This is a genomic window from Stenotrophomonas sp. As-7, from assembly GCF_030291015.1.
Classification (GTDB): Bacteria; Pseudomonadota; Gammaproteobacteria; order Xanthomonadales; family Xanthomonadaceae; genus Stenotrophomonas; species Stenotrophomonas lactitubi.
In genome coordinates this window covers 889,708-901,383 of the sequence record NZ_CP127405.1, presented here as the reverse complement: position 1 = coordinate 901,383, position 11,676 = coordinate 889,708, and the positions used below count along the sequence as shown (strand labels likewise).

Annotated in this window: 8 protein-coding genes; 3 read left to right on the top strand and 5 right to left on the bottom strand. The window is 66.2% G+C overall.

Features of this window, described 5'->3' with window-relative positions; all coding sequences use genetic code 11:
- Positions 1-46 precede the first annotated feature (46 nt).
- From QP457_RS04080 to QP457_RS04070, 3 genes are all read left to right on the top strand, one after another.
- Entirely contained in the window at positions 47-3,247 is a 3,201-nt protein-coding gene (locus tag QP457_RS04080; protein WP_205404586.1) for a hybrid sensor histidine kinase/response regulator, read from the top strand.
- Positions 3,244-3,885, top strand: coding sequence for a response regulator transcription factor (locus QP457_RS04075; RefSeq protein ID WP_205404585.1), 642 nt, complete (start codon positions 3,244-3,246; stop codon positions 3,883-3,885). The genes QP457_RS04080 and QP457_RS04075 overlap by 4 nt, the downstream gene beginning before the upstream one ends.
- Positions 3,886-4,057: 172 nt before the next feature.
- On the top strand, positions 4,058-7,399 hold the full coding sequence (locus QP457_RS04070; protein ID WP_286041194.1) for an autotransporter outer membrane beta-barrel domain-containing protein: 3,342 nt from the start codon (positions 4,058-4,060) through the stop codon (positions 7,397-7,399).
- A 397-nt stretch (positions 7,400-7,796) separates the two neighbouring features.
- Here QP457_RS04070 and QP457_RS04065 read toward each other — a convergent pair whose 3' ends face one another.
- From QP457_RS04065 to QP457_RS04045, 5 genes are all read right to left on the bottom strand, one after another.
- Positions 7,797-8,438, bottom strand: coding sequence for a hypothetical protein (locus QP457_RS04065; RefSeq protein WP_205404583.1), 642 nt, complete (start codon positions 8,436-8,438; stop codon positions 7,797-7,799).
- A gap of 110 nt (positions 8,439-8,548) precedes the next feature.
- Positions 8,549-9,640 (bottom strand): redox-regulated ATPase YchF, encoded by a 1,092-nt coding sequence (ychF, locus tag QP457_RS04060; RefSeq protein WP_025879150.1) that lies wholly within the window; start codon positions 9,638-9,640, stop codon positions 8,549-8,551.
- Positions 9,641-9,738: 98 nt separating this feature from the next.
- Entirely contained in the window at positions 9,739-10,320 is a 582-nt protein-coding gene (locus QP457_RS04055) for a DUF4375 domain-containing protein (RefSeq protein ID WP_240196452.1), read from the bottom strand.
- A 41-nt stretch (positions 10,321-10,361) separates the two neighbouring features.
- Positions 10,362-10,940: an aminoacyl-tRNA hydrolase gene (pth, locus tag QP457_RS04050; RefSeq protein ID WP_176021684.1), complete on the bottom strand. Its 579-nt coding sequence runs from the start codon at positions 10,938-10,940 to the stop codon at positions 10,362-10,364.
- 50 nt (positions 10,941-10,990) lie between these two features.
- Complete coding sequence (locus QP457_RS04045) at positions 10,991-11,608, bottom strand: 50S ribosomal protein L25/general stress protein Ctc (protein ID WP_089238965.1); 618 nt, start codon at positions 11,606-11,608, stop codon at positions 10,991-10,993.
- Positions 11,609-11,676: the final 68 nt, after the last annotated feature.

The following is an 11,676-nucleotide window of genomic DNA, read 5'->3' as shown; positions in this document are numbered from 1 at the left end:
GGCCCTTCGGGCCGCCATCGACCGCCTACTGCTCCGAGACCTGTCCATGCCGGCCGAGGCCGCTCCCGTACGCCGACTCGCCCGCCGCTCCCTGCGTGTACATGCGCTGTTGATTGGCGTGGTGGTGCTGGCCACCCTGCAGGCCGGCCTGCTGCTGTCCACCGGCAGCCAGCTGTTCAACGAAGAACAGAGCAAGATCCGCTATCACTTCCGTCGCCTGGACGGCACGCTGCAGGAACAGGAACGCTTCCTGCGGCAATGGCGCCTGCATGACGTGGGTAATGGCGGGCAGGCCGTGGACGACGCCGCCTCAAGTGCACAGCCCAGCCCGTTGTTCGCCAGTTTCGCGCGGATCGGTGGCGACGGCGGCGCCCCGACACAGGCAACGGCCGAACTGGGCGACCGCTTCCTGCGCTTCTACGGTGCTTTCTGGGCGGCCTCCCGGTTTCCACCGCCGCAGTGCCTGCTGGTCGATGGCCAGGGCCGCCGTGGCCTGCTTGCACCGATCCAGACCGTGCGTGGTGACCCGGGTCAGAGCAGCCCGCATCACCTGCAACCAGCACTGACCGCCATCCACCAGGTTCTGCGCGAACGGCCGGCGCTGCGCCGCGGCAACGTGGTGTGGACGCCGGTGGCCTGGCGCGAGGGACAGACCCGGCTGCTTGCCATCGCGCACGCACCGCAGGATGCCCGCCTGTGGGGCGAGAGCGAGGACGAGTCGCTGGCCGCAGTGGCCTGCCTGCTGGATCCCGGCCGCGTTGATGACTACCGCCAGGTGATGGGTACGCCGGTGTTCGAACGGATGTCGCTGTTCGATGGCAACGGCCGCCTGCTGCTCGGTGATGCCAGCGATGCCAGCCGCGCCGGTACATCCTGGCGCGCGGGCCTGGACGGCCTGCTGTTCCGCATGCGCAGCGAACAGGGCTGGCTGGCGGTGTATCACGTGGGCTGGCAGCAGGTGTTCCAGCACCCGCGCGGGCCGCTGCTGGGCAGCATGGTGGTGGCGCTGCTGCTGGCCACCGGTGGCATGCTGATCCTGCGTGCCTACCGGCGCTCGGTGATCGAGCCACTGCGCCGCAACCATGCACGATTGCTGGAAAGCGAGGCCTTCAGCCGCACCATCCTCGACAACGCGCCGATCGGGTTGTGCCTGCTGCGCCGTACCGATGGCCGTGTGCTGCTGGACAACGCGCTGGCGCGTCGGTGGCTGGGGGAAGACCACGACGACGGTGGCTGGCACGGCCCCTGGCGACGCATCGTGCTCGCCGCTGGCGGCACCACGGCGGGCGATGGCCTGGCCTACACCACGCCGGACAACCGCCATCTGCTGATCACCGCGACGCCCGCGCGCTATCGCGGCGAACCCGCCGTGCTGTGCCTGTTCATCGACCTCAGCAGCCAGCACGAGGCCGAGCAGGTGCTGCAGCAGGCACGGCGAGCGGCCGACCAGGCGAACCGGGCCAAGAGCCAGTTCCTGGCCACCATGAGCCATGAGATACGCACCCCGCTGTACGGCGTGCTCGGCACGCTGGAGCTGCTGGGCCTGACCCCGCTGGATGCGCGCCAGCAGGACTACCTGGACACGATCCAGCGTTCGTCATCGACGTTGATGCAGCTGATCAGCGACATCCTGGATGTCAGCAAGGCCGAGGCCGACCAGCTGAGCCTGGAACCCGGCGCGTTCGATCCGGTGCGGTTGACCGAAGACGCGCTGGACTCCTACGCCGCTGCCGCCGCACACAAGGGCCTGCAGTTCTACGCCTGCATCGATCCGGACGTACCGGCTGCGGTCAACGGTGACGCCGCGCGCATCCGCCAGATCCTCAACAACCTGATCAGCAACGCGCTGAAGTTCACCGACAGCGGCCGGGTCGTGGTACGACTGGGTGCGCAGCGCATTGACGACCGCTGCTGGCTGCGCTGGCAGGTAGCCGATACCGGGATCGGCATTGCCAGCGAGCACCAGGCACATCTGTTCGAACCTTTCTTCCAGGCCAACCCCGGTACCGACGCCATGCGCGGCACCGGATTGGGCCTGGCGATCTGTGCGCATCTGACCACGATGATGGAAGGCCACCTGCGGGTGGTCAGCGAAAGCGGCCTGGGCAGCAGTTTCTCGGTCGAACTGCCGCTGCCCGAGGCAACACCCGATCCGCTGCAGGCGGCTTCACCCCGATTGCCGGCAGCATTGCCGGTGCAGGTTCGTGGCAGCGTCCGCGAGTTCGCACAATCGATATGCGAGCGCTTGCAGCAGCGCGGCGCACAGGCCAGCATGCATCGCGATGATGCGCCGGAGCTTGTCGATCCCGGCACGGTGATGCTCGACCTTGTGCTGGACGAGGGTACGCCCACGTGGACTGGACCGCAGGTGGTGGCCTGCCGCGAAGGCGGAATGCAGCCGCAACGAGTGCAGGGGCATTGGCAGGTCGGCGTGCATCGTCTGGATGCGATCGTGCTCGCGCTGGCGGCTGCAGGCGGGCGAACCTTGCCCGCCGAGGTCAACGGACGTCTGCCGGCGCCACGCAGTTTCGGGCTGCAGGTCCTTGTCGCCGAAGACAACCCGATCAACCAGGCGATCCTGCGTGACCAGCTGGAACAGCTCGGCTGCCACGCCGTGGTCGCCAGTGACGGCAATGAAGCCCTGCACTATTGGCCACAGCGTCCCTTCGCCCTGGTGTTGACCGACCTCAACATGCCGGGACTGGACGGTTACGGTCTGGCCCGTGCACTGCGCGCGCGTGGGGTTGACGTACCGATCCATGGCGCAACCGCCAACGCCGACCCGGCGGAGCGGCAGCGTTGCCATGACGCGGGGATGCAGGGCGTGCTGGTCAAGCCGATCACCCTGGCAGCACTGCAGCGGCTGCTGAGCCAGGTTGCAGCCCAGCCGCACAGCGAACCCATCGACGACCGAGCCGATGCTCCCCTGCAGGTTCCGGAAAAAATGCAGGCGTTGTTCGTGCAGACCATGCAGGCCGACCTGGACAGCCTGCGGCGGGCGATCGACGATGGCGCCCCCGAACGCGTGGCACAGGTACTGCACCGCATCCGCGGCGCACTGGTGATCGTTGGCGCACCGGCGCTGGTGGCATACGGCCAGCAGATCGAACAGCAGATCGGCGACGGCGACGCGCTGCCTGCCCTCGCTACGGCGCTCGACCATTTCCAACGGCGCCTGCAGCGGCTGCTGCAACCGTTGGTGCACGTCGCCGCCCCCTCATCCCCCAGCAAGCCGACACCGCCATGACCACCCGCATCCTCATCGCTGACGACCACCCGATCGTGCTTGCCGGCATCCGCGATGTGCTGGCCGGCGAACTGGACCTGGACGTGGTCGGCGAGGCCGCCGATCCAGCGACCTTGATCGAGCTGATGACGAGCACCCTGCCCCATGCGGTGATCACCGACTACAGCATGCCCGGGGGTGACAGCTTCGGCGATGGCATCAAGCTGATCTCGTTCCTGCGCCGCAGCTTCCCCGATGTGCGTCTGCTTGTGTTGACGATGGTCTCCAATCCCTCACTGGTGGCGGCCATGTACGCAGCCGGTGCCAGCGGCGTGGTGCTCAAGAGCCACGGCCTGGGCAGCCTGGTGCAGGCGCTGCGCACGGTGCTGGCCGACCGCGTCTACCGTCCACCTGGCCTGCTGCCGGTTGCGGCCGCAGAACCGGCCGATGCCGAGGCGGTGCTGGCGCGCCTTTCGCCGCGCGAACTGGAAGTCATCCGTCTGTTCACCGGCGGCATGAGCGTGGGCGACATCGCCCGCCAGCTGCAGCGCAGTGCGAAGACGGTCAGCACGCAGAAAATCAACGCGATGCGCAAGCTGGGCGTGGACAGCGACCAGGCGCTGATCGAGTACTGCCTGCAGTCGTCGATGTTCGGCTGAGGCCTCCACATCGCTGAACCGTGCCCCGCCCCTGTGCAGGGCACGACGTGCTTTAGGAAACGCCTGATTCCATCGGACAGGGCTGATTTCTAGTCTGGATGCATCCCGCCACGGTGACGATTTCCTCTCGTCATCGCGTTGCCGGCGGGAGCGAAACCGGATGGCGCCTGCAGTGGCCATCGCACCCGGTTTCCACAGCGACGCGGCCCTGCCGCGCCAGATCGCGCAGCCGCGCTGCGCCCTGCCACAGGAATCCACCAGCATGAACGCCTCTCCCCCACGGCGCCGCCGTGCGTCCGCCTGCGCGCGCGCTTCGCGCTTCCCCTTGATTCCCAGCCTGCTGGCCAGCGCGCTGTGGGCCGCCCTGCCCGTGCACGCGGCCGAACTGCAGGGGCCGTTGAAGGTTACCGATGGCGGCAGCCTGCAGCTGGGCGCCGACGACACCCTGTCACACAGTGCTGGTGGCTACGCCCTAGAGGCCAATGGTGTCGGCAGCACCATTACCGTCAATGGCAGCTGGATCTCCAGCAACGGAGGCGGCAGCGGCATCCTTGCCAGCGCCGGCGGCAGCGTCCTGATCGAGGGCGGCATCCTGCAGGTCGGCGATGGCAGCACCACCGTCGGCTATGCGCTGAACGCCAGCGGTGCGGGCAGTGTGATCCGGGCCAACAACCTGGTCATCAATGCCTATCGCAACGGCTCCGGCTACGGCACGGTCAATGCCACCGGCGGTGGCAAGGTGTGGTTGAACGGTGGCAGTATCAGCAGCGGCGGGCACGCGCTGTATTCCACTGGGCGCGGCAGCGAGCTGCACGTGGCCGGTACGGAGATCAATGGCGGTGCCAACAGCGCGGTGTACGCCGAGGGTGGCGCGCTGCTGTCGCTGGAATCGCTGAAGATGACCTTCGCCGACGCCAGCAACGGCTACAGCGGCCGATTGTCCTCCGATGGCAGCGGCAGCGTGCTGTCGCTGCGCGACGTGGACGTGGTCAACGGCTACTTCGATATCGACAACGGTGGCACGCTGCAGATCGTGGGCGGCAGTGCCAGCAGCAGCGGCAGCAGCATCCGCCTGCTCGGCAACAGAATCAACCGCGTATACTCCACCGCCGATATCACCGGCGGCCGCTTCGAGACCGTCGGCGGCTATGGCGTCAACGTCAACAGCTGGGCGAAGCTGACCGCCAACGGCGCCCACTTCACCGTGCGCGATGGTTATTCCGGCATCTGGCTGTCCGGCGCGGACTCGCTGGCCGACCTCACCGATACCACGCTCAGCACCTACGGCGACAACGGCTACGGCCACGGCGTGGACGTCTGGGGCGGTACCGCCACGATCACCGGCGGCAGCATCGACACCCACGGCGACGGGGTCTACGGCCTGCGCGCCTCGGGCAGCAATCCACCGACGCCCTATTCGCGCATCCGTGCCAAGGATCTGGACATCACCACCTACGGCACCGGCGGCGGCGGCGTCTTCCTCGGTGGCAGCACGGCCGATGCGCAGCTGGACGGAGGCTCGATCACCACGCGGGGTGCCTCCTCGTTCGGCATCGTGCAGATGAACACCGCCAAGCTCACCGCCGACAACCTGAGCATCCATGCACAAGGGACGAACTCGGGTGCCTATCGCTCCTACATCACGGTGTTCGGGCCGTACTGGGACCGTCTGGTGTTCAACAACAGCACCCTGCAGACCCAGGACGGTCCCGCGCTGTGGCTGCAGGGCAGCAACCACGAGCTGACGCTCAACAACACCGATGTCGTCGCGCGCCAGCAGGACAGCCTCGACGGTGGCCGCCTGCTACGGGTGAGCGACACGGTGTTCACCGATGGAAGCTCGGTCGCCACCGCGGACATTGTTTTCACTGCCGACAACAGCCGCCTGACCGGCGATGTCGTGGTCGACAGCGCCACCGCCAACGTGCAGATGACGCTGCGCAACGGCACCGTGTTCAACGGTGCACTGCGCAACGACTCGGGCTACCAGGTCGCACAGCTGGCGATGGATGGCAGCAGCCAGTGGAACGTACGTGACACTTCCAGCGTCGGCTCCCTGGACCATGCCGGCACCATCGCCTTCGTCGCACCCACCACCGACGACTTCAAGACCCTGACCGTCACCGGCGACTATGTCGGCAACGGTGGCCATTGGCTGTTCAACCGCGCGCTGGGCGACGATGCTTCGCGGGGTGACCAGCTGGTGATCCAGGGCAACAGCAGTGGCACGGCCTCCGTCAGCGTGCGCAACGCGGGGGGCGCCGGTGCCCTGACCAGCGAAGGCATCCGCCTGATCAGCGTGGCTGGCCAGTCCGATGCGCAGTTCTCGCTGCAGGGACGCGCGGTGGCCGGCGCTTACGACTACTTCCTGTACAAGGGTGGCGTCGCCACCCCGGACGACGGCAACTGGTACCTGCGCTCGGAATACGTACCGCCGGTCGATCCGCCGGAACCGCCCGATCCGCCGGAGCCGCCGATTGATCCGCCGACTCCGCCGATTGATCCCCCTGCTCCGCCGATCGATCCGCCGGTGGTGCCGCCGGTCGACCCGCCGCTGCCGCCAGCGCCGCCGCGCGTGGAGCGCCCGGAGCCAGCGGTGTACATGGCCAACCAGAGCAGTGCGCTGGGCATGTTCCGGCACAGCCTGTACGACCGCAGTGGCGATCCTGCCGATACAGCCGACGGCGGCAGTGACGCCGTTGCCTGGGCACAGGTGCGCAGCAGCCAGCCCGGCAGCCGCGGCCGCCAGGTGGATGTGGACAGCGAACTGAACAGCGTGCTGCTGGGTGTCGGTCGTCGCTTCGAAGCCAATGCGGGTGGCCAGCTGCAGGCAGGTGTGATGGCCGGCCAGGGCCGGGCACGCAACGACAGTCGATCGCAGGTGACCGGCTACACCGCGCGCGGTGTGGTCAACGGCACCAGCCTGGGCCTGTATGCCACCTGGCTGCAGGACGCACGGATGGACCACGGCGCGTATGTGGACGGTTGGCTGCAATACGGGCGGTTCCGCAACAGCGTGCAGGGCGAAGGGCTGCAGAAGGAGCGCTATCGCTCGCACAGCTGGACCGGTTCGGCCGAGGCTGGCTATGTGCTGCCCGTGCAGCGCACGGCGCAGCGCGGTGTCTACCTGGAGCCACAGCTGCAGGTGATCCACAGCCGCTACGACGCCGACCGCGTGGTCGAGGCCAACGGCACGGTGGTTGAAGGTTACGACAAGGACAGCACCACCACGCGTGTGGGCCTGCGCCTGTACACCCGTTCGCTGACGCAGCGCCAGGGGCAGGTACAGCCGTTCGTCGCGGTGAACTGGTGGTCCGGTGGCAACGACGCGGCCATCGCCGTGGACGGCGAACGCCTGCGCCGGCAGTTGCCGCGTGACATCTACGAAGCCAAGGCTGGCGTGCAGGTGAATCTGTCGGGTGGCTGGCGCGGCTGGGGCGAGATCAGCCGGCAGACCGGTGGCATGGGCTTCCGCGATACCAGCGGTCAGCTGGGCGTCTCCTACCGCTGGTAAGACCTGCCACGGGCGAGCCAAGCGAGGGGTCCGACGATGCATCGTCGGACCCCTCGTTGTTTTCCACACCGCGCGTGGAAATCGGTGGGGGCTGGATGTGGACAAGTGGGCGCGAGCACTGCCGCACAAGCGTTTGCAGGCGTGGTGATTTTTTGTCCAGGCCGACGTTTGTTTTCCACACGGCACGTGGAAAGCGATGGGAACTTGGTGTGGACAAGTAGGTGCGAGCGTTGCGGCGCAGGCGTTCCAAGGTGTGGTGAAAATTTGTCCATGCCGTGCTGTGCCAACCAAGGTTGGCACCCACCAGGCGGGCTACCCGTGGTTTTCCACACCGCGCGTGGAAAGCGATGGGGGTTTGGTGTGGACAAGTGGCTGCGAGCCCCGCACTGCAAGCGCTTCAATGCATGATGATTTTTTGTCCAGGGGCACGCCAGCGCAGCGTCAGCAGCAGCAACACCCCCAGCAGCGCAGCACCAAGCAGGCAGGAGAGCGCGATATGGAAGTCCGTTCCGCCGTTGGCGATGTGCCGGGCGACAGCTGAGCCGTCGATGCCCATCGCGCGCATCCGGCTCCAGCCCCGCAGCACTTCCACTGCGGAACGCAGGCCGCTGTAGAGCAGCGGCAAGGCGAAGATCAGCAACGCCGCACGCAGCACCCACACGCCCACGCGTTGCAGCCGGCTGCCAGCGGTGCGCAGGACGGGCGCCGTGGCGTTGGCCAGCCGGGCGCAGGCGATGGCGGCCGATGTCGCACCCCAGGTTGCCACTGCGGCGATCATCAGCATCACGCCGGCCGGCCCCGACAACGTAGACGTCAGTCGCTGCCAGACGAAGGTCAGTCCACCACGCCAGGACGGCGCATCGCCCATCAGCAGGTGCACGGCGCCCTGCACATGTTCGCGGTCCTGCAGCGAGAAGGCCATAGCCACCGCGCCCAGCGTGATGACAGCACACACGACCACGGCCAGCAGCAGGAGCAGGCCAAGCAGCAGCCGGGCAGCACCGCCGGGGCGCGGCATGTCGGATTGTGGGGGCGTCATGGCTAAACCTTCCCTGGTCGCTCGATTCGCCGCGCAGGATGCCGCGCAACCCCGGAAACAACAAGGCCCCGCACTGCGGGGCCTTGTTGGACATCACGACGCGCGGTCGATCAGACGTTGAAGCGGAAATGCAGGATGTCGCCTTCCTGCACGCGGTACTCCTTGCCTTCCAGGCGCAGGCGACCGGCTTCCTTGGCGCCAGCTTCACCCTTGTACTTGATGAAGTCGTCATACGCGATGGTTTCGGCGCGGATGAAGCCCTTCTCGAAGTCGGTATGGATGACTGCGGCAGCCTGCGGCGCGGTGGCGCCCTTGCGCACGGTCCACGCGCGGACTTCCTTCACGCCAGCGGTGAAGTAGGTCTGCAGGCCGAGCAGGCTGTACGCCGCGTTGATCACGCGGTTCAGGCCCGGCTCGGTCAGGCCGAGGTCGGCCAGGAACGTATCGCGGTCTTCGTCGTCCAGCTGCGACAGTTCTTCTTCGATCGCTGCCGACACCGGCACCACCTGTGCGCCTTCTTCGGCAGCACGGGCGCGCACGGCATCCAGGTGCGGATTGTTCTCGAAACCGTCTTCCAGCACGTTGGCGATGTACATCACCGGCTTCAGGGTCAGCAGGAACAGATCGCGCACCAGCGCCTTCTCTTCCTCGTCCAGACCTGCCGAACGACCGGCCTTGCCGTCGGCCAGCGCGGCCTGCAGCTTGGCCAGCACCGGCTTGCGTGCCGCTGCGTCCTTGTCGCCGCCCTTGGCCGCACGCTCGGCGCGGTTCAGTGCCTTCTCGACGCTGTCCAGGTCGGCCAGGGCCAGTTCGGTATCGATGGTGTCGATGTCCGAGATCGGGTCGACCTTGTTGTTGACGTGGATGACGTCAGCGTTCTCGAAGCAGCGCACCACGTGGGTGATCGCATCCACTTCGCGGATGTGGGCGAGGAACTTGTTGCCCAGGCCTTCGCCGCTGGCGGCACCGGCCACCAGGCCGGCAATGTCGACGAACTCGACCGCAGTCGGGATGACCTTCTGCGGGTTGATGATCGCTGCCAGTTCGTTCAGACGCGGATCCGGCACCGGCACGATGCCGACGTTCGGTTCGATGGTGCAGAACGGGAAGTTCGCCGCGGCGATGCCCGCCTTGGTCAGCGCGTTGAACAGGGTCGACTTGCCGACGTTGGGCAGGCCGACGATGCCGCATTTGATACCCATGGGTTGAATCCGGGTTTGAGTGTAAGTGGATGATTCGGGATTCAAGGCTCGCCCGCAGGCATGCCCTCAATCCCCAATCGTCCTTCCAGTAGCCCGCGTTAGAACGCGGCGTACAACCTGTGACGTTCTGCGTACGCTTTCAGCAGTTCTTCAAGCTGGCCGCCATCGACCAGTGCATAGAATCGCCCATCCAGCGCATCAAGTGCTGTTTCAACTTCATCGCTGAGATACCCGTCAGTACGATAGATCTGCAGGCGCCTCTGCGCATGATGATCTGCCATGGCCTCATTGCCAAACAGTAGCTGCTGGGCCGCCAGCACGATGTCGCGCACGTCAAGCTGCTGTATCTCCTCAAGCCCTGCAAGCGCTTCAGCAATGTAGCCGCCAGCAGAATTATGGAAATAGGCATCAAGCCCTCCACGGTAGACATCATTGATGAGCGCGTTGATCGCAAAGAAACACTGATCGTGCACTGACAATCCAGCAAATCCACAACCGCTCCCGTGGACCTGTTCGACCAACCAATGCCAATGCCGCCCCTCTGCAGATTCCTCGAACCGCTTGCGCTCTTCCCGAATTTCCCGATCTCGCGTCTTCGCCATTTCCATGCTTTGTCGCGTGCCATTCCGGCATGGCATGCAGAGCCCGTCGTTCCGGGCCGCCGTCGCCAGCAGGATCATGGCGCCACACGCAGTGCAGGGAGTACGCGGGTCGGTCATGATCAGCGCGGGGTGTGCAGCCGCTTCATCGCTTCGCTGAAATCGCCCTGCACCGCCAACGGCAGCACGTCGATCGCATCGTCGATGGCGCGCGAAATCAGTACTTCATCGTCCTTGGAGGGGCGTCCCAGCACCCAGCCCACCACGCGATCCTTGTGGCCGGGATGACCGATGCCCACGCGGAGGCGATGGAACTTGCCGTGGCCGAGCAACCGGATGGTGTCACGCAGGCCGTTCTGTCCACCGTGGCCACCGTCGAACTTCAGCCGCGCCACGCCGGGCGCCAGGTCCAGTTCGTCGTGGGCCAGCAGGGTCTCCTCCGGCTCGATCTTCCAGAACCGCTGCGCGGCGGTGACCGACTTGCCGCTGAGGTTCATGAAGGTGGCGGGCTTGAGCAGCCACACCGTCTGTCCGGCAATGTCGACCTTGGCGGTCTCGCCAAACAACTTGCTGTCCACGTTCCATCGTGCACCGGCTTTTTCGGCCAGGGCCTCAACGAAATGAAACCCGGCATTGTGCCGGGTCCGGGCGTGCTCCGATCCGGGGTTGCCCAGACCGACGATCAGTCGCAATCCTGCCATCGTTCCATCCAGATACGGCGCCTGCCCCGAAGGACAGGCGCCGCGGGGTATTACTCGGCCGCTGCTTCTTCAGCGTCGGCAGCGTCCTGCTTGCCGTGCTTGGCAGTGACGATGGCGTCGTCGTGGTCCTTGCCCAGCGCCAGCGCCGGGATTTCCACGCCCTTCGGCAGCTTGATGTCCGACAGGTACACAACGTCGCCAGCCTTCAGCTCGCCCAGGTCGACTTCGATCGACTCCGGCAGGTCCTTCGGCAGGCAGCTGATGGCCACTTCCTTCAGTTCGTGGGCGACCACGACGTCGGCAGCCTTGCCAGCCGGCGAGGTGTCTTCGTTGATGAAGTGCAGCGGAACCGAAGCGGTCAGCTTCTCGTTCTCGTTCACGCGCAGGAAGTCCAGGTGCATGATCAGCTGCTTGAACGGATGGCGCTGCATGTCACGCAGCAGCACCTTCTGCACCTGGCCGTCCAGGTTCAGGTCCAGGATCGAGGCATAGAACCACTCGTTCTGCTGGGCCAGCCAGATTTCGTTGTGGTCCAGGCTGATGGCGACCGGTTCGGCGTTGCCGCCGTACACGATCGCCGGGATCACACCAGCGGTACGCAGGCGGCGGCTCGCACCCTTACGCTGCAGTTCACGCTTGGTGACCTTGATTTCATGGGTCTTCGACATTTTCGACTACTCGGTTGTTGCCTTGCCTTGCGGCTTGGCGGTTGAAGGCACTTCCGCGACCAGAAGTG

Bases quoted from the DNA above. Each gene is read 5' to 3' on its own strand.
- ychF (WP_025879150.1), bottom strand. From the start codon at position 9,640: ATGGGTATCAAATGCGGCATCGTCGGCCTGCCCAACGTCGGCAAGTCG.
- QP457_RS04080 (WP_205404586.1), top strand. From the start codon at position 47: ATGCCGGCCGAGGCCGCTCCCGTACGCCGACTCGCCCGCCGCTCCCTG.
- QP457_RS04075 (WP_205404585.1), top strand. From the start codon at position 3,244: ATGACCACCCGCATCCTCATCGCTGACGACCACCCGATCGTGCTTGCC.
- pth (WP_176021684.1), bottom strand. From the start codon at position 10,940: ATGGCAGGATTGCGACTGATCGTCGGTCTGGGCAACCCCGGATCGGAG.
- QP457_RS04055 (WP_240196452.1), bottom strand. From the start codon at position 10,320: ATGATCCTGCTGGCGACGGCGGCCCGGAACGACGGGCTCTGCATGCCA.
- QP457_RS04065 (WP_205404583.1), bottom strand. From the start codon at position 8,438: ATGACGCCCCCACAATCCGACATGCCGCGCCCCGGCGGTGCTGCCCGG.
- QP457_RS04045 (WP_089238965.1), bottom strand. From the start codon at position 11,608: ATGTCGAAGACCCATGAAATCAAGGTCACCAAGCGTGAACTGCAGCGT.